Annotated in this window: 17 protein-coding genes and 1 tRNA gene; 2 read left to right on the top strand and 16 right to left on the bottom strand. The window is 66.5% G+C overall.

Annotation, left to right across the window (positions count from 1 at the left end; translation table 11 throughout):
• Positions 1-54 precede the first annotated feature (54 nt).
• From hisC to WJ16_RS14275, 8 genes are all read right to left on the bottom strand, one after another.
• Positions 55-1,122: a histidinol-phosphate transaminase gene (gene hisC, locus WJ16_RS14310; protein WP_069257614.1), complete on the bottom strand. Its 1,068-nt coding sequence runs from the start codon at positions 1,120-1,122 to the stop codon at positions 55-57.
• Positions 1,123-1,230: 108 nt separating this feature from the next.
• Positions 1,231-1,830, bottom strand: a complete 600-nt coding sequence (gene pth, locus WJ16_RS14305) for an aminoacyl-tRNA hydrolase (protein ID WP_006477776.1) — start codon at positions 1,828-1,830, stop codon at positions 1,231-1,233.
• A 121-nt stretch (positions 1,831-1,951) separates the two neighbouring features.
• Positions 1,952-2,557 carry a 50S ribosomal protein L25/general stress protein Ctc gene (locus tag WJ16_RS14300; protein ID WP_069257613.1) on the bottom strand — a complete coding sequence of 202 codons (606 nt, stop codon included), beginning with the start codon at positions 2,555-2,557 and terminating at the stop codon, positions 1,952-1,954.
• A 161-nt stretch (positions 2,558-2,718) separates the two neighbouring features.
• Complete coding sequence (locus tag WJ16_RS14295; protein ID WP_069257612.1) at positions 2,719-3,681, bottom strand: ribose-phosphate pyrophosphokinase; 963 nt, start codon at positions 3,679-3,681, stop codon at positions 2,719-2,721.
• Positions 3,682-3,726: 45 nt separating this feature from the next.
• Positions 3,727-3,803 (bottom strand) — tRNA-Gln (locus WJ16_RS14290).
• 55 nt (positions 3,804-3,858) lie between these two features.
• A complete protein-coding gene (gene ispE, locus WJ16_RS14285) occupies positions 3,859-4,740 on the bottom strand; it encodes a 4-(cytidine 5'-diphospho)-2-C-methyl-D-erythritol kinase (protein WP_069257611.1) in 882 nt (293 codons plus the stop codon).
• A 27-nt stretch (positions 4,741-4,767) separates the two neighbouring features.
• Positions 4,768-5,388: a lipoprotein insertase outer membrane protein LolB gene (lolB, locus tag WJ16_RS14280; RefSeq protein WP_069257610.1), complete on the bottom strand. Its 621-nt coding sequence runs from the start codon at positions 5,386-5,388 to the stop codon at positions 4,768-4,770.
• Positions 5,388-7,211: a tetratricopeptide repeat protein gene (locus WJ16_RS14275; protein WP_069257609.1), complete on the bottom strand. Its 1,824-nt coding sequence runs from the start codon at positions 7,209-7,211 to the stop codon at positions 5,388-5,390. The genes lolB and WJ16_RS14275 overlap by 1 nt, the downstream gene beginning before the upstream one ends.
• Positions 7,212-7,297: 86 nt before the next feature.
• Between WJ16_RS14275 and mutM the strand changes: the two genes are divergently transcribed.
• Together mutM and mutY are read left to right on the top strand one after the other, a co-directional pair.
• Complete coding sequence (gene mutM, locus WJ16_RS14270) at positions 7,298-8,125, top strand: bifunctional DNA-formamidopyrimidine glycosylase/DNA-(apurinic or apyrimidinic site) lyase (RefSeq protein WP_069257608.1); 828 nt, start codon at positions 7,298-7,300, stop codon at positions 8,123-8,125.
• A 24-nt stretch (positions 8,126-8,149) separates the two neighbouring features.
• On the top strand, positions 8,150-9,256 hold the full coding sequence (mutY, locus tag WJ16_RS14265; protein ID WP_069257607.1) for an A/G-specific adenine glycosylase: 1,107 nt from the start codon (positions 8,150-8,152) through the stop codon (positions 9,254-9,256).
• 223 nt (positions 9,257-9,479) lie between these two features.
• Here the strand turns inward: mutY and WJ16_RS14260 are convergent, their stop codons facing one another.
• From WJ16_RS14260 to lptA, 8 genes are all read right to left on the bottom strand, one after another.
• Positions 9,480-10,118, bottom strand: coding sequence for an LON peptidase substrate-binding domain-containing protein (locus WJ16_RS14260; RefSeq protein WP_069257606.1), 639 nt, complete (start codon positions 10,116-10,118; stop codon positions 9,480-9,482).
• Between the two features lie 27 nt (positions 10,119-10,145).
• The gene (rapZ, locus tag WJ16_RS14255) at positions 10,146-11,054 is read right to left on the bottom strand and encodes an RNase adapter RapZ (RefSeq protein WP_069257605.1); all 909 of its coding nucleotides are present in this window, start codon (positions 11,052-11,054) and stop codon (positions 10,146-10,148) included.
• Between the two features lie 75 nt (positions 11,055-11,129).
• A complete protein-coding gene (hprK, locus tag WJ16_RS14250) occupies positions 11,130-12,098 on the bottom strand; it encodes an HPr(Ser) kinase/phosphatase (RefSeq protein ID WP_011353227.1) in 969 nt (322 codons plus the stop codon).
• Between the two features lie 129 nt (positions 12,099-12,227).
• Positions 12,228-12,740 (bottom strand): PTS sugar transporter subunit IIA, encoded by a 513-nt coding sequence (locus WJ16_RS14245; RefSeq protein ID WP_069257604.1) that lies wholly within the window; start codon positions 12,738-12,740, stop codon positions 12,228-12,230.
• A 195-nt stretch (positions 12,741-12,935) separates the two neighbouring features.
• Positions 12,936-13,295 (bottom strand): ribosome hibernation-promoting factor, HPF/YfiA family, encoded by a 360-nt coding sequence (gene hpf / locus WJ16_RS14240; RefSeq protein WP_006477786.1) that lies wholly within the window; start codon positions 13,293-13,295, stop codon positions 12,936-12,938.
• A gap of 158 nt (positions 13,296-13,453) precedes the next feature.
• Positions 13,454-14,959 carry an RNA polymerase factor sigma-54 gene (locus WJ16_RS14235; RefSeq protein WP_069257603.1) on the bottom strand — a complete coding sequence of 502 codons (1,506 nt, stop codon included), beginning with the start codon at positions 14,957-14,959 and terminating at the stop codon, positions 13,454-13,456.
• 159 nt (positions 14,960-15,118) lie between these two features.
• A complete protein-coding gene (gene lptB, locus WJ16_RS14230) occupies positions 15,119-15,895 on the bottom strand; it encodes an LPS export ABC transporter ATP-binding protein (RefSeq protein ID WP_069257602.1) in 777 nt (258 codons plus the stop codon).
• Positions 15,892-16,557 (bottom strand): lipopolysaccharide transport periplasmic protein LptA, encoded by a 666-nt coding sequence (gene lptA, locus WJ16_RS14225; RefSeq protein WP_069257601.1) that lies wholly within the window; start codon positions 16,555-16,557, stop codon positions 15,892-15,894. Before lptA ends, lptB begins: the two co-directional genes overlap by 4 nt.
• Positions 16,558-16,572: the final 15 nt, after the last annotated feature.

Below are 16,572 nucleotides of genomic sequence, written 5' to 3'. Positions count from 1 at the left end.
TTGCGCGCCCGTCCCGTTTTCGGATCGGCACCGCCCGGTGCCGGTTCCTCCGTTTCAGGCCAGCAGCTCGCGCAACGCCGCGACGAGCGCGTCGCATTCGGCGTCGGTGCCGACGGTGATGCGCAGGTGCTGGTCGATCCGCGGCAGCCGGAAGTGCCGCACGAAAATTTCCCGTTCCTTCAGTTTCGCCGCGATCGCGCCCGCGTCGTGCGCGGGATGGCGCGCGAACACGAAATTCGCGGCCGACGGCACGATGTCGAAGCCGAGTGCGTCGAGCGCATGCGTGAGCCGCGCCCGGCTGTCGATCACGCGCCGGCAGGTTGCGTTGAAATAATCGGTGTCTTCGTACGCGGCCTGCGCGGCGACCTGCGCGAGCCGGTCGAGCGGATACGAGTTGAAGCTGTCCTTCACGCGGTTCAGCGCGTCGATCAGCGCCGCATCGCCGAACGCGAAACCGACGCGCATGCCCGCCAGCGAGCGCGCCTTCGACGTCGTGTGCACGACGAGCAGGTTCGGGTAGCGGTCGATCAGCGTAATCGCGGACTGCGCGCCGAAATCGACATAGGCTTCGTCGATCACGACGACCGACGACGGGTTCGCGGCCGCGATCCGTTCGACGTCCGCGAGCGGCAGCGCGCGCCCGGTCGGCGCGTTCGGGTTCGGAAACAGCACGCCACCGGCGTCGTCGAGGTAGTCGTCGACGCGGATCGAGAAATCGTCCGCGAGCGGAACGATCGACGTCTGAACGCCGTACAGGCGCGCATAGGTCGGATAGAAGCTGTACGTGATGTCGGGAAAGCGCAGCGGCCGGTCGTGCTTGAGCAGTGCCTGGAATGCGTGTGCGAGCACCTCGTCGGAGCCGTTGCCGACGAACACCTGCGCGGGCTCGATACGGTGATGGGCCGCGACCGTCTCGCGCAGCGCGCGCGCGACCGGATCGGGATAGCGGCGCAGCGTGTCGCCGGTCTCGCCGAGTTCGCGTGCGATCGCCGCGACGACGCGCGGCGACGGCGGATAGGGATTCTCGTTGGTGTTCAGCTTGACGGGGTGTGCGAGCGCGGGCTGTTCGCCCGGCACGTAAGGCACGAGTTGCTGAACGACGTCGCTCCAGTAACGGCTCACCGTTTGGCTCCTGTCGGGCAAAGCGACCAGATTACCGCATGTATGCGCACGACGTCGCCGTCCGGCGACGCCGGACGGCTCGATGCACCGTCGCGGTGCGATCGTGGGTCAGTTGCGATGCAGCTGCATCGTCGCGCGGTCGAGTTCGCCCTTGACGACCATCGGCATCACGGCGAGCGCGCGTTCGATCGACGCGTCGATCACGTCCTGTTCCTCGCGGCGCGGCGGCTTCAGCACGAAGTTCGCGACGTCGGGCTTCGCGCCGGCGCGTGCGCTTTCCGGAATCAGGTCGCGCGGATGGCCGATGCCGATCCGCAGCCGCCAGTATTGCTGCGACGACAGGTGCGCGGTGATGTCCTTCAGGCCGTTGTGGCCGCCGCTGCCGCCGCCGAGCTTCAGCTTCACGGTGCCGGGCGGCAGGTCGAGCTCGTCGTGCGCGACGAGGATCTGGTCGGGCAGGATCTTGAAGAATTGCGCGAGCGCGACGACCGACTGGCCGGAGCGGTTCATGTAGGTTTGCGGCTCGAGCAGGTGGACTTCCTCGCCGTGCAGGCGCGCTTTCGCGTAGAAGCCATGGAAGCGGCGTTCGTCGCGCAGCGTCGTGCCGGCTTCGCGGGCGAGCTGGTCGATCAGCCAGAAGCCGGCGTTGTGGCGCGTCGCGGTGTATTCCGCCCCGGGATTGCCGAGGCCGACGATCAGTTTGATCATGACGTTTCGAAGGCGGCAACGGCCGCCTGGGCGCAGAAAAAGAAAAACCCGCCGGGCAAGCCGCGGCGGGTTGCGTCGACCGTTTCGTGAAACGGATCGATGGGGTGCGTAGGCAGCCCGCTTAAGCAGCCGGCGTTTCGCCTTCTGCTGCGTCCGACACGGCACCAGCCGGGATCGTCGCCGAGGCGATGACCGGATTTTCCGCATCGATGTGCGCGACCAGCGCGACGCCCTTCGGCAGCGCGATGTCCTTCGCGTGCAGCGACTGACCGGCTTCGATCTTCGACAGGTCGACTTCGAGGAACTCCGGCAGGGAAGCCGGCAGGCACTCGATTTCGATTTCCGTCGCGACGTGCGAAACGATCGCGCTCGACAGCTTCACGGCCGGGCTGACTTCAGCGTTCAGGAAGTGCAGCGGCACCTTCGTGTGCAGCTTCTTCTTCGCGTCGACGCGCTGGAAGTCCACGTGCAGCACCAGTTGCTTGAACGGGTGGTATTGCACGTCGCGCAGCAGAACCTGTTGCGACTGGCCAGCCACTTCGAGGTCGAGGATCGACGAGTGGAAGGCTTCCTTCTTCAGGGCATGCCACAGGGCGTTGTGATCGAGTTCGATCTTTTGCGGAGCGGCTTCGCCACCGTAAACGATACCCGTGGTCTTGCCAGCGTTGCGCAGGCGGCGGCTCGCACCCGTACCTTGCTGTTGGCGCTCGAAAGCGACGACTTTCATGTGATTCTCCAATGGCTGCCCGCGACCAGGCAGTAAAACGGGGCCGTCAGACGGCGGCCCCCGATGAAACGGACGGGGTTTCGTCTATCCCGTCCGATTGTGCAAAAAGCGAAGCGTCGCCGCTTCGCTTTCTGCGCATGCTTGGTTCAGTCGATTCGCGATCAGGATTCCGCGAACAGCGACATCACCGAATCGCCGCGGCGGATCCGCGAGAACGTTTCGGCCAGCAGGCTCGCGCTCGTCAGCGCACGGATTTTCGAGCAGCCGAGCGATTCGGCGGACAGCGGGATCGTGTCGGTGACGACCAGTTCGTCGAGTGCCGATGCGGCGATGCGATCGCCTGCGCCGCCCGACAGCACCGGGTGCGTCGCGTATGCGAATACCTGCTTCGCGCCGCGCTCCTTCAGCACTTGCGCGGCCTTGCAGAGCGTGCCTGCCGTATCGACCATGTCGTCCATGATCACGCAGGTGCGGCCTTCGACTTCACCGATGATGTTCATCACTTCGGAGACGTTCGCCTTCGGGCGACGCTTGTCGATGATCGCGAGATCGCAGTTGAGCTGCTTCGCGAGTGCCCGGGCACGCACCACGCCGCCGACGTCCGGCGACACGACGAGCAGATCCGCGTAGTTCTGCTTGCGCAGGTCGCCCAGCAGGATCGGCGTTGCGTAGATGTTGTCGACCGGGATGTCGAAGAAGCCCTGAATCTGGTCGGCGTGCAGATCCATCGTGATGATCCGCTCGACGCCGGCGATTTCCAGCATGTTCGCGACGACCTTCGCCGAGATCGCGACGCGCGCCGAACGCGGGCGGCGATCCTGACGGGCGTAGCCGAAGTAGGGGATGGCTGCGGTGATCCGGCCGGCGGATGCGCGCTTGAGCGCATCGACCATGATCATCAGTTCCATCAGGTTGTCGTTCGTCGGTGCGCACGTGGATTGCAGGACGAAGACGTCCTTGCCGCGCACGTTTTCCTGGATCTCGACCTGGATCTCGCCGTCGGAGAAACGGCTGACCATTGCTTTGCCGAGGGGGATACCAAGGATCTTGACGACTTCCTGGGCGAGCGCGGGATTCGCGTTGCCAGTAAAGACCATCAGGCCATCATGGCTGTGGCTGCTCATCGTGCACCTGCTTCAGGCTTGGGCGGGAAATGCGGGAAAATTTTTTGGCAGGGGAGGAAGGACTCGAACCCTCGCATGCCGGAATCAAAATCCGGTGCCTTGACCAACTTGGCGACTCCCCTACACTTAACTGACAACTTCATCGAACGCGTGTAGGCCATTCGACAAAGTAAAACTTCATGACGCGAAAGCGAAGAGCGGATGCTCGTTCAGACTCTCGGCAACTGCGCCATTCCAACTGGCGGGCAGTTTGGCTTTCGCCGCTTCTGCCTCGTGCTTGCTGTGAAACGCTGCAAACACGCTAGCTCCGGAGCCGGTCATCCTCGCGGGGGTCACATTATACAACCATTTGACCGCCTGCGCAACTTCCGCGTACTTCCTTGTTACAACTTCCTGCATATCGTTCCGGCCGAAGCTATCTGGCCATCCCGCATCGCTGGTTTGCTGTGCAAGAAAGTCAGCAATTGTGACGGGCTTCGTATCTCTTGTCAACAACTCATCTGAAAATATTTCAGCGGTCGGGACATGAACGCTTGGCGTCACAACCAGGAACCAGCGAGTCGGCAATTCTACCTCAGCTAATTCTTCTCCGATACCCTCCGCGAACGCATTTTTCCCAAAAATAAAAAACGGGACGTCCGCGCCGAGTTTGACCGCAAGCGACTGGAGTTCGGCACGCGGTAGATCGAGTTGCCACAGGCGGTTCAGTGCGAGCAGCGTCGTCGCCGCGTCGGAGCTGCCGCCGCCGAGGCCGGCGCCCATCGGCAGGCACTTGTCGATCTCGATGTCGACACCGTGCGCGGTGCCCGTATGCGCTTTCAGCAGGTTGGCGGCGCGCACGACGAGATCGCTTTCCTCGGGCACGCCGGGGACGTCGGTCACACGCGCGACGCGACCGTCGTCGCGCAGCGTGAAGTGCAGCGTGTCGCCCCAGTTCAGCAGTTGGAACACGCTCTGCAGATCGTGATAGCCGTTCGGGCGGCGGCCGGTGATGTGCAGGAACAGGTTGAGTTTCGCGGGCGCAAGGCAGTTGCGCAGCGAGCGGGTCGAATCGGTCATGCGTATGTCGGGACTAGGCGCGCGTGCTCACTGATCGAGCACGAGCTTGATGTCGAGCGGCGGGGTCGCACGCACGAGGTTGACGCGTTTGACGCCCGTGGCCGGGGCATCCGCGTAGGCAAGGTAGTCGATCGTCCAGCCGTCCTGGCGGATCTGCTTGACGCGTGTGCCATCCGCCGGGTCGCGCACGGTCTGCGCGGGCGACGTGGGGGCGGGCGTCGGCAGCAGCCAGTAGCGCAGGCCCGCGAGCGGCAGTTCGAAGCCGAGCGTTTTCTGCATCAGGCCGCCGACGTCCGGCGCATATTGCGTCGGACGATTCGGCAGTTCGAGCGACGCCGCCTGCGGCGTCGACTTCACGACCGCGAGCGTCTGGCCGAGCGGGCTGCGCAGCTCGAGCGACACGTCGTCGCCGTGCTCCTGCCAGTCGAAGTTGCCGTACACGTTCTGCTGCTTGCCGAGACGGTCGTCGTACTGCACCGCGAAGCGGCCGTGGTAAGCGTGGGTGGTGGCGGTCTGCAGCGCCGCGCCCGGCGGCACGCTGGCCGACGGCGGCGTGCTTGCACAGCCGGCGAGCGCGAGCGCCGCGCCGGCTGCGGCCAGCGTGCGCTGCGCACGCGAGGACAGGGAAGACGTCGGGACCATCTGCATCAGAGACCGTTGATCTGGAGGCGTTTGAGCGTCTGTACGAGCGTCTCGTTGTCAGGCTCGAGCTTCTGCGCGGCGCGCCACGCGGAACGCGCGTCGTCCTGCGCGCCGCTCTTCCACAGCACTTCGCCGAGATGCGCGCCGATTTCGGCGTTCGGCTGCAGTTCGTACGCGCGCCGCAGCACCTTCGCCGCACCCGCCGTATCGCCCATCCGGTACTTCACCCAGCCGAGGCTGTCCATGATGTACGCGTCGTTCGGCGCGAGCGTCATCGCCTTGTCGATCAGCTTGCTGGCTTCGGGCAGCCGCTGGTTGCGGTCGGCGAGCGAATAGCCGAGCGCGTTGTACGCCTGCGGATTGTCGGGCTGCGTGCGGATCAACTCGCGGAGCTGTTTTTCCATCGTCGCGTAGTGGCCGGTTTTTTCTGCCGCCATCGCGTAGTCGTAGCGCAGGTCGGGATCGTCCGGGAAGTCCTGGACCGCCTGCCCGAGCCGGGCCTCGGCTTCCGGATAGCGCTTCGCGGTGAACAGGATCGACGCGTCGGTGCGTGCGACCACGGCCGCGTCGCGCGGATCCGTGATCGGCAGGTCGTCGAGCACCTTGCGCGCGTCGTCGGTCTTGCCCTGTTTCTGCAGCAGCTGCGCGCGCGTGATTTGCGCGGGGAGGTAGTGCTGGCTCGTCTGGTCGACCTTGTCGAGCCATTGCGACGCCTGCGCGTCGTTGTTCTGGTCGATCGCGATCTGCGCGAGGTAGATGTAGCCCTGGCCGACGTCGAGGTTCGGCTGCTTGTCGCCGAGCTGCACGTACTGCTTCAGGTAGGCGGTCGCTTCGTCGAGCTTCTTCTGCTGGATCTTGATCAGCGCGAGCGCCATCAGCGGCGTCGGATCCTTCGAGTCGAGCTTGCGCATCGTTTCGAACTGCTTCTGCGCGTCGTCGAGGCGATCGTCGGCGAGATAGAGCTGCGACAGCGCGAGCCGCGCATCGCGCGACTTCGGATTCTGCTGAACATACTTCTCGAACGACACGATGCCCGCCGCGCGTTCCGCCGGCCCCATCTGCGACAGCATCAGGGCCGCCGGCAGGTAGTCGGGGCGAATCTGCAGCGCCTGCTTCAGCGACTGCGCGGCGCCGTCCTTGTCGTCGACCGCGAGCTGCTGGCGCGCGATCGCGAGCTGGGCTTCGGGCCGGTTCAGGTCGTTCTTCAGCATGTCCTTCAGCACCGCGAGGCCGCCGACGCGGTCGGGGCCGCGCACGAGCAGCGCCTGCAGCGCGAGGATCGCCGGGCCGCGGGTTTCGCCGGTCGCGCGGGCCAGCTCGCGCGCGAGCATCGGCTGCGCGTCGGCCGGCTTGCCGGCGAGCACCAGCAGCGCGGCGTCGACCTGCGACGCGCGATTCGAATCCGGCGCGTACTGGCGCCACAGGTTCGCGGCGGACAGCGCGTCGGCCGGGCTCTGCGCGCCGAGCGCGATCTCGGTCGCGCGCTGCGCCATGCGCGGATCGCGCGTGTCGCGGGCGAGCGCGAGGTAGGTCTGGTAAGCCGGCGCGGGCTGGTTGCGCTGGAGCGCGACCTCGGCGGCGAGCACCTGGTAGACGATCTGGCTCGTCAGCGGCACGCCCGGGAGATCTTTCTTCTCGTCGGGCATCACATGCTCGAACGCGCCTTGCGACTCCGCGTCGTCCGATGCCGGATCCTGCGCGTGAGCCGGGAAGGCGGTGAGGGTCCAGGCGGCGAACAGCGCGGCGCCGAGTGCACGACGGACCGGGAAGGCACGCGCGCCGCGCACGGCGGCGGGGCGCTTCTGAAGCAGCTTCGAGGGCAGGGTCATGGAAATCCGTTCGATGTTTCAACCAATTGTAACGCGCTCGCTACAATACACGCACGATCGGTAATCCAGTCTCAGACCCGTAAAACATGCCAGAGTTGCCAGAAGTCGAAGTCACGCGCCGGGGCATCGAACCCTTTGTCGCGGGCCGCCGCGTCGAGCGTGTCGACGTCCGTACCGCGATGCTGCGCTGGCCTGTGCCGGCGGGGCTCGCCGAACAATTGCGCGCGCGCGAGGTGCTCGCCGTCGAGCGCCGCGGCAAGTACCTGCTGTTCGAGGTCGACGCGGGCTGGTTCATCGTCCATCTCGGCATGACGGGCACGCTGCGCGTGCTGCCCGCGGCCGGCGTGCCGGTCGCCGCGAAGCACGACCACATCGACTGGATCTTCGACGAATTCGTGCTGCGGTTCCGCGATCCGCGGCGTTTCGGCGCGGTGCTGTGGCACCCGCGCGAAGCGGGCGACGTGCATGCGCATCCGCTCCTCGCGAGCCTCGGCGTCGAGCCGTTCTCGCCGGCCTTTACCGGCGCGCTGCTGCACGCACGCACGCGCGGCCGCACCGTGTCGGTCAAGCAGGCGCTGCTCGCGGGCGACATGGTCGTCGGCGTCGGCAACATTTATGCATCGGAGAGCCTGTTTCGCGCCGGCATCCGGCCGACGACGGCCGCCGGCAAGGTCTCGCTGCCGCGCTACGAGCGGCTGGCCGATGCGGTGCGCGCGACGCTCGCCGATGCGATCGAGCGCGGCGGCAGCACGTTGCGCGATTTCGTCGGCAGCAACGGCGAAAGCGGCTACTTCCAGCTCGACTGCTTCGTCTACGATCGTGCCGGCCTGCCTTGCCGCGTCTGCGGCACGCCGGTCCGCCAGATCGTGCAGGGCCAGCGGTCGACCTATTTCTGTGCGACCTGCCAGCGTTGAAACCCCTTTCCCCGATTACATAACTTGAAGCCGCCCCGCATCGCCCCCGCTCCGTTCCCCGTCACGCCGCTGCACCGCACGTTCGCCACGCGTCTGGTCGCGTGGCAGCGCGAGCACGGCCGCCACGACCTGCCCTGGCAGAACACCCGCGATCCGTACCGGATCTGGCTGTCGGAAATCATGCTGCAGCAGACGCAGGTATCGACCGTCATCCCCTACTACACGCGCTTTCTCGAACGCTATCCCGACGTCGCCGCGCTCGCGGCCGCGCCGAGCGACGACGTGATGGCGCTGTGGGCGGGGCTCGGCTACTACTCGCGCGCGCGCAACCTGCACCGCTGCGCGCAGGTCGTCGTCGCCGAGCACGGCGGCGCGTTCCCGGCGACGCCCGATGCGCTGGCCGAACTGCCGGGTATCGGCCGCTCGACGGCCGCGGCGATCGCGTCGTTCGCTTACGGCGCGCGCGCGACGATCCTCGACGGCAACGTGAAGCGCGTGCTTGCGCGGGTGTTCGGCGTCGAGGGCTTTCCGGGCGAGAAGCGCGTCGAGAACGACATGTGGGCGCTCGCCGAATCGCTGTTGCCCGACGCCGCGAACCCGGCCGACGTGAGCGCGTACACGCAGGGGCTGATGGATCTCGGCGCGACGCTGTGCATGCGCGGCAAGCCCGATTGCGCGCGCTGCCCGTTCGCGGGCGACTGCGTCGCGCAATCGACGGGCCGCCAGCGCGAACTGCCGGCCGCGCGGCCGAAGAAGGCCGTGCCGACGCGCAGGACCTGGATGCTCGTGCTGCGCGACGGCGACGCCGTGCTGCTCGAGCGGCGGCCGCCGACCGGCATCTGGGGCGGGCTGTGGAGCCTTCCGCAAGCGGACGGCGACGCCGCGCTCGCGGAACTCGCGCGCGGTTTCGGCGGCGGCGGGACGGTGCCGCTCGCGCCGCTCACGCACACGTTCACGCATTTCCGGCTGGAGATCGAACCGCGGCTGAGCGACATCGCCGACGGCGGCGGGCTGCCTGCGGGCGCGCGGGATGCGGATACCGCGTGGGTGCCGCTGAGCCGGCTCGACGCGTATGGCGTGCCGGCGCCCGTGCGCAAGCTGCTCGATGCATTGAGCGGGCCGCTGCTGTAACGAAGGGGGAGGGGCGGCGCATGCCGCGCTTTCAACGAGGCTTCGGATGCCTGGGGTTTTCAATGCCGAGGGAGATCCGCCTCCATGACCTGGCGCGAAGCGGCAAGGCTGAGGAGCGCGCTATGGAAAGCGCCGGGCCGACCCGTGTTTCCCGAACCGATGGAAGCCCCTCGCGGGATGCCGCTTCCGGATGTCTCGCGCGAAGCGAAAGGTCCCGGGCGCGCTACAGCCAGCCGTGCCGGTCGAGCACGTGGTGCACGGCGTCGATGCGCGCACCGACGTCCGGAAACTCCATCAGCTTCTGCCGCGCACGCAGATCGAGCGGCAGCAACTCCGCGAGACGGTTCGACACCCAGCTCGGGTCGTCGAGGCGGAACGGTTCGCCGAACGGCAGCTTGCCCGGTTCGGACTTCTTCTTCAGTGCGTCGATGATGCGCTCGAGCACCTCGGCGCACGAGCCGAACTGCGCGAGCGCCTGCTCGCCTTCGAGCGGGATGTCGTCGGGCAGCGGCTCCGCAATGCCGACCAGCAGCCCGTTGCTTTCGACGCGATACGACAGCAGCTCGAAGCGCTGCGTGCCGACCGCCTGCAGATAAAGCATCCCGAATTCACCGGTGTCGCACTCGGTGATGCGCGCCATGCAGCCGATGGTCTCGGGCACCGACACGGCGCCGTCCTGCGCGACCTCGGGCCCGCTCTTCAGCAGGCACACGCCGAACGGCGCATCGTCGCGCAGGCACGCGCGGGCCATGTCGAGATAGCGTGCCTCGAACACCTTGAGCGGGAGCAGCCCCCCCGGAAACAGCACCGTGTGCAGCGGGAACAGCGGGAGGTCGATCAGGGTGGTCGATAGGGAGGACATGGCGCGCCGATGAAGGGGCGGGCGTCGTCAGGGTCGGTCGACCTCGGAGACGAGCCGCGACGACGCGTCGACATCCACTGGCGCGTCACGATGCCGCACGATCACGTTCGCGTCGTGCGCGAGGCGCGCGGCGAGCGTTTCCGCGATGAACACCGAACGATGCTGCCCGCCCGTGCAGCCGATGGCGACGGTCAGGTAGCTGCGGTTGTCATCGCGGAAGTGCGGCAGCCATTTCATCAGGAACGCATGGATGTCGTCGATCATCTGGTGGACGATCGGCAGTGCGTCGAGAAAGGCGATGACCGGCTGGTCGAGCCCGGTGAGCGGGCGCAACTCGTGGTCGTAGTACGGATTCGGCAGCGCGCGCACGTCGAACATCAGGTCGGCGTCGAGTGGCACGCCGCGCTTGAAGCCGAACGACTCGAACATCACCATCAGGTCGTTGTTCTTCTGCTCGATGAAGCGCTTGACCCACGTGCGCAGCACGTTCGCGCGCAGCGTGCTTGTATCGATCTGGTGACCGAACTCCGCGAGCGGCGCGACGAGGTGGCGCTCGCGCTCGATCGCTTCCTCGAGCGACGACAGCAGGCCGACGTCGGCGTCGTGCGACAGCGAGCCGGACAGCGGGTGGCGGCGGCGCGTTTCGGAGAAGCGCTGGATCAGCGCCTGGGTGCTCGCGTTGAGGAACAGCACGCGCACGTCGTGCTCGCGTGACAGCTCGCGGATCAGGCCGGGCATTTCGTCGAGCGATGCGCTCGAGCGCGCGTCGATCGCGACCGCGAGCCGACGCTTTCCGTCCTCGGCGAGGTAGCGGGCGAGTTCGGGGAGCACGTGCGGCGGCAGGTTGTCGACGCAGTAATAGCCTGCGTCTTCGAGCGCGTTCAGCGCGACGGACTTGCCTGAGCCGGAGATGCCGGTGATGAGGACGATGCGCATGGGAAGCAGAGAATCCTGACGTTTCATCATAGCACCGGCTCGACGCGTCGGCGTTGCGTGGCCGGCGCGTGCGGGTTACACGAGTTTGCCGGGGAACTGACTGTCGGGATCTTGCATCGCGAGTCGTTGCCGATCCATGAAATCGCGCAACGTGTCGATTCCGCGCAACTGCAGGATCGTGTTCCGCACGGCCGCCTCGACGAGCACCGCGAGGTTGCGGCCGGCCGCAACCTGGATCGTGACCTTGCTGATCGGCAAGCCGAGCACGTCGACGGTCTGGCTTTCGAGCGGCAGGCGCTGGAATTCTCCGTCCGGGCGCCGCACGAGCTGGACGATCAGCTTCAGCTTCATTTTCCGCCGCACGGCCGTCTCGCCGAAGATCGTCTTGATGTCGAGCAGGCCGAGGCCGCGCACTTCGAGCAGGTTCTGCAGCAGTGGCGGGCAGCGCCCTTCGACGAAATCGGGGCCAAGTCGGACGAAATCGACCGCGTCGTCGGCGACGAGGCCGTGGCCGCGGCTGATCAGCTCGAGACCGAGTTCGCTCTTGCCGAGGCCCGAATCGCCGGTGAGCAGCACGCCCATCCCGAGGATGTCGATGAACACGCCGTGCAGCGTCGCGCGCGGCGCGAGGATGCGCGACATGTAGAGCCGCAGGCTGTCGATCACCGCGGCGGCCGACATCGGGGTGGTGAACAGCGGGGTCGACGAGCGCGTACAGCGCAGCACGAGTTCGGGCGGGGCCGCGGCGCCGCCGGCGACGACGAGGAACGGCGGTTCGAGTGCGATCAGCTCCGCCATGTGGCGCGAGCGGTCTTCGTCGGTCTGCCGCTGGTAGTAGTCGATTTCGGCTTCGCCGAGCACCTGGATCCGGTTCGGGTGGATCAGGTTCAGGTGGCCGACGAGGTCGGCGCTCGACGTTGCATTGCCGACGGTGTCGGCCGAAAAGCCGCGCTCCCAGCCTTCATGCCCCGTCAGCCAACTCAGTTTCAGCGTGGCCGCGTTGTCGTCGAAGATGCTCTGGGCGTTGATGCTGGACGTATCCATGACTCTCGTCACTCCAATGAGCCGGTGCGTGCGCGCGGCGACGGACGTCGCCATGCCGGGCCGGCGCCGGGCGGCCCTGAACGGCGGCGTGTGCCGCCGCGTACGGGAAAATATACCGCCCGGATCAACTCAAGGTTGCCACTGAGTGAGCAGGCGATGCAACTCGGCGATATCCGTTTCGTTGTGCAGACGCTCGCGCGCGTCGCGATCGGACAGCAGTTGCGCGATTTCCGACAGGATCTCGAGGTGCTGCTGGGTGGCTTGCTCGGGCACGAGCAGGAAGATCAGGAGGCCGACCGGCTGGCCGTCGGGGGCTTCGAACGGGATCGCGTCGGCGAGCCGGACGAACGCGGCGAGCGGGTGCTTGAGGCCCTTGATGCGCCCGTGCGGGATCGCGACGCCTTCGCCGAGCCCGGTCGAGCCGAGGCGCTCGCGCGCGAACAGATTGTCCGTGACGGTGCTGCGGGCGATGCCGTTCTGATTCTCGAACATCAGCCCGGCTTGTTCGAACACGCGTTTCTTGCTGGTGACTGAGAGGTCGATGACGACGTTCTCTATGGGCAGGATTTTGGCTAGGCGATTCATGTTGGCAGGCGGTTGGGCGGCCTGGGGTCTCCTTGCTGCGGCAGACTGATTTTCCATGTTCGGCGATATCAAGGCATGTGGCATCGGCAACCTGCAACGCAGCTACCGCATCCAACGCCCCCCGGCGATAACCGGAACATTATAGAGCACAGCCGCGTGCGTGGCGCAGCGCGGACGGACCGGTTGCACCACTGCGCTCAGTCGCAAAAAAAACGCCCGGCGAACCGGGCGACGTGTGTGCTGCAGTGAAGTTTACTGCGGCGGCAGTTCGATCTGGTCGATCGACGGTTGAAGCTTGATCGGGTCGTGCGCGTGCGTTTGCAGGCGCTCCATGTGCTTGACGACCTGGCGGTCCAGCTTGTCGATCAGCAGGTCGATCGCCGCGTACAGGTTACCGTTCGCGCTTTCGACGAAGATGTCCTTGCCCTTCAGGTGCAGGTTGATTTCCGCACGCTGCTGCTTGTCCTTTTCCTTGTGGTTGTCGACCGAGAGGATCACAGTGCCATCGATCACCTGATCGCTATGCCGTAGCACCCGGTCCAGCTTGGTGATCACGTATTCGCGAATGGCAGGCGTGACTTCGAGATGATGTCCACTGATCTTCAGGTTCATAGTGCTTCTCCAAGCGAGTGACCACCCGGCCGCATCGAGGCGGCGCTCCGGTCGACTTGCCCATGCCGCACGTGGCGGCATATCGCGGACAGGTCGCCCGGCCTGTTCCCCGTGTGCGCGGTGGCCGGAACACGCCTGCCGCCGGGCAGGCAGCAGGCTTAAAGAGACTTGCGCAGATTCACTGCCGGGATCTTGAGGGCTTCGCGATATTTCGCAACCGTGCGGCGTGCGACCACGAAACCCTGTTCTGCCAGCAGCTCGGCAATGCGGCTGTCCGAAAGTGGCGATTTTGGGTCTTCAGCTCCTATCAGTTGCTTGATGAGGGCTCGGATGGCGGTCGACGAAGCGGCGCCACCGGTGTCGGTCGAAACGTGAGATCCGAAGAAGTACTTAAATTCAAGCGTCCCGAACGGGGTCAGCATGTACTTCCCGGTTGTCACACGGCTGACAGTCGACTCGTGTAGGCCCAGCGTATCAGCTATTTCCCGCAAAACCAAGGGGCGCATGGCAATTTCACCGTGCGCAAAGAAGTTCTTCTGACGCTCGACAATGGCCTGCGCGACACGCAGGATCGTGTCGAATCGCTGCTGGATGTTCTTGATCAGCCAGCGTGCTTCCTGCAGCTGTTGCTTGAGCGAACCGGCCGACGGATCGCCGCGGCTGTTGCGCAGGATGTTCGCGTAGAGGCTGTTGATCCGCAGGCGCGGCACGACGTCCGGATTGAGCTCCGCGAGCCATCCCTGGCCGGCCTTCTTCACGATGATGTCGGGCACGACGTAGTCGGCCTCGGCCCTGCCGTAGGCGGCGCCGGGGAACGGCTCCAGCGAGCGGATCAGCGCGTGCGCGTCGCGCAGCGCGTCGTCGCTCGCCTTCAGGTGCTTGCGCAGCCGCGTGAAATCGCGGGCGGCGAGCAGTTCGAGATGCTGCGACACGATCTCGAGCGCGAGCGTGCGTGTCGGGGACGGATCGAGGCGCACCAGCTGCAGCTTCAGGCATTCGGAGGCCGAGCGGGCGCCGACGCCGGCCGGGTCGAAGCTGTGCAGCAGCGCGAGCGCCGCGTTCAGTTCGTCGCAGTCGATTTCCAGCTCGGGCGGCAGGTCGGCGAGCACTTCGTCGAGCGTCGCGGTCAGGTAGCCGTCGTCGTCGAGCGACTCGATCAGGAACATCACGAGCGCGCGATCGCGCGGGCTGGCCTGCGTGACGCGCAACTGCGCGGACAGATGGTCGCGCAGCGACGTCGCCGCTTCCTGTACCTGCAGCGGCGGGAGGTCGTCGTCGTCGGACGCGCCGCTCGAGCGGCCGAATTCATCGAGGTTCCACTGCGGGCCGTCGTTGCCGTCGCCGGACGCGTAACCGTCGTATTCATCCGCGCCGGCCGGCTCGTCGCGCTCGTTGCGATCGCTCGACGAACTGCTGCCGTTCGTCGCGGCGGGCTCGGTGTTCGATGCGGGCGGTGTCTGCGCGATCAGCGATCCGTCTGCCGCGACCCGCAACGGGCTCGCGATCCATTCGTCGTCGTTCTCGAGCAGCGGGTTCTGCGCGACGGCCATCGCGACTTCCTGCTGCAATTCGAGCGTCGACAACTGCAGGAGCCGGATCGACTGCTGTAGCTGGGGCGTCAGCGCCAGATGTTGCGACAGGCGGAGTTGAAGGCTGGCTTTCATGGCGAGGAGGGAGTCATACCGGCAGTTTGCCACGACCCAGGCGCGTTGAGCCATCCGCGATTACGCGCGGCGCGCCGCCCGGCCGCGGGCATGGCCGCGAAGCGGCACGCGGCCCCGCGCGGCGACGCCGGGCGGGGTGCAGCCAGCGACGAGGGAGAGTTACATGCGGAAGTGTTCGCCGAGGTACACGCGGCGCACGCTTTCGTTTTCGATGATTTCGCTCGGTGCGCCGGCGGCGAGCACCGAACCGTCGCTGATGATGTACGCGTGGTCGCAGATGCCGAGCGTTTCGCGGACGTTGTGATCGGTGATCAGCACGCCGATGTTGCGCTGCTTCAGGAACTTGACGATCTTCTGGATCTCGAGCACCGCGATCGGGTCGACGCCGGCGAACGGCTCGTCGAGCAGGATGAAGTTCGGGTTGGTGGCCAGCGCACGCGCGATTTCGACGCGGCGCCGCTCGCCGCCCGACAGCGACAGCGCGGGGTTCTCGCGCAGGTGGGCGATCTGCAGCTCGTCGAGCAGCGCCTCGGCGCGCGACGAGATCGCGTCCTTCGACAGCCGCTTGCCGTCGTCGCCGTGCTGCAGCTCGAGCACCGCGCGGATGTTTTCCTCGACGGTCAGCTTGCGGAACACCGACGCTTCCTGCGGCAGATATGACAGGCCGAGCGATGCGCGCTTGTGGATCGGCAGCAGGCTGATCGAGCTGCCGTTCAGCGAGATCTCGCCCGCGTCGAGCGGCACGAGGCCGACGATCATGTAGAACGACGTGGTCTTGCCCGCGCCGTTCGGGCCGAGCAGGCCGACGACTTCGCCGCTCTTCACGTCGAGCGACACGTCCTTGACGACCGTGCGCGAGCCGTAGCGCTTTTTCAGATTGCGGACGACGAGCGAGCTCGTCGTGCCGGCCGGCTGGCGGTTCGGTAGCGCGTTCATTGGCCGGGCGCTCCCTGGATCGTGGTCGACGGCGACAGCTTCGCCGGCGCGCCGTTCAGCGGCGCGGCGCCGCCGCTCTTCGGCGACAGCATCGCGCGCACGCGGCCGTTCGGGTTGCCCGGCGCGGCGACGTCCTTGCCGCCCTTCGCGGTGTAGAAGTCGCGCTGGCCGTCGTACGTGATCACGCTGCCGTGCACCGTATCGGCGACGGTCGACGTGCCCTGCAGGCGGCGCACGGTCGCGGCGGTGGTCAGCGTGGTCAGGTCCTGCTTGCCGTCGTAGTCGATGCGCTCGGCGTCGCCGTCGATATACTCGTCGAGGCCTTCGCGCTTCTGGCGGAACGTCGCGTGCTTCTTGCCGCTGCCGAACGAGGTCGCGTACTGATAGCCTTCCGGGTCCTGGCGCACTTCGACGCGATCGCCCTTGATGATGATCGTGCCCTTCGTGATCACGACGTTGCCGGTCGCGACCGTGACCTGCTTCAGATCGTCATAGGTCAGGTTGTCGGCCTCGACGTTGATCGGCTTGTTCTGGTCGGCCTTCTCGGCATGGGCGAGCGGCGCCAGCCCGGCCAGCGGGAGCGCCACGAGCGTCGCGACGAGCGCGGCGCGGACGGCGCGCGCAGCGCCGCCGGAAATCTGTCGAGGGAACGGTTCGTTCATGCAGTCACGTGAGGG

Source organism: Burkholderia metallica (genome assembly GCF_001718555.1).
Taxonomy (GTDB): Bacteria; Pseudomonadota; Gammaproteobacteria; order Burkholderiales; family Burkholderiaceae; genus Burkholderia; species Burkholderia metallica.
The sequence above is the reverse complement of the archived record's forward strand: the minus strand, read 5'-3'. Positions and strand labels throughout refer to the sequence as shown.

What these genes read in the sequence shown, in the direction of transcription:
- hpf (WP_006477786.1), bottom strand. Translation starts at nt 13,295, where the DNA reads ATGAACCTGAAGATCAGTGGACATCATCTCGAAGTCACGCCTGCCATT.
- lolB (WP_069257610.1), bottom strand. Translation starts at nt 5,388, where the DNA reads ATGCAGATGGTCCCGACGTCTTCCCTGTCCTCGCGTGCGCAGCGCACG.
- ispE (WP_069257611.1), bottom strand. Translation starts at nt 4,740, where the DNA reads ATGACCGATTCGACCCGCTCGCTGCGCAACTGCCTTGCGCCCGCGAAA.
- rapZ (WP_069257605.1), bottom strand. Translation starts at nt 11,054, where the DNA reads ATGCGCATCGTCCTCATCACCGGCATCTCCGGCTCAGGCAAGTCCGTC.
- hprK (WP_011353227.1), bottom strand. Translation starts at nt 12,098, where the DNA reads ATGGATACGTCCAGCATCAACGCCCAGAGCATCTTCGACGACAACGCG.
- WJ16_RS14245 (WP_069257604.1), bottom strand. Translation starts at nt 12,740, where the DNA reads ATGGAAAATCAGTCTGCCGCAGCAAGGAGACCCCAGGCCGCCCAACCG.
- WJ16_RS14295 (WP_069257612.1), bottom strand. Translation starts at nt 3,681, where the DNA reads ATGAGCAGCCACAGCCATGATGGCCTGATGGTCTTTACTGGCAACGCG.
- lptA (WP_069257601.1), bottom strand. Translation starts at nt 16,557, where the DNA reads ATGAACGAACCGTTCCCTCGACAGATTTCCGGCGGCGCTGCGCGCGCC.
- WJ16_RS14300 (WP_069257613.1), bottom strand. Translation starts at nt 2,557, where the DNA reads ATGAAAGTCGTCGCTTTCGAGCGCCAACAGCAAGGTACGGGTGCGAGC.
- WJ16_RS14275 (WP_069257609.1), bottom strand. Translation starts at nt 7,211, where the DNA reads ATGACCCTGCCCTCGAAGCTGCTTCAGAAGCGCCCCGCCGCCGTGCGC.
- lptB (WP_069257602.1), bottom strand. Translation starts at nt 15,895, where the DNA reads ATGAACGCGCTACCGAACCGCCAGCCGGCCGGCACGACGAGCTCGCTC.
- mutM (WP_069257608.1), top strand. Translation starts at nt 7,298, where the DNA reads ATGCCAGAGTTGCCAGAAGTCGAAGTCACGCGCCGGGGCATCGAACCC.
- pth (WP_006477776.1), bottom strand. Translation starts at nt 1,830, where the DNA reads ATGATCAAACTGATCGTCGGCCTCGGCAATCCCGGGGCGGAATACACC.
- WJ16_RS14235 (WP_069257603.1), bottom strand. Translation starts at nt 14,959, where the DNA reads ATGAAAGCCAGCCTTCAACTCCGCCTGTCGCAACATCTGGCGCTGACG.
- WJ16_RS14260 (WP_069257606.1), bottom strand. Translation starts at nt 10,118, where the DNA reads ATGTCCTCCCTATCGACCACCCTGATCGACCTCCCGCTGTTCCCGCTG.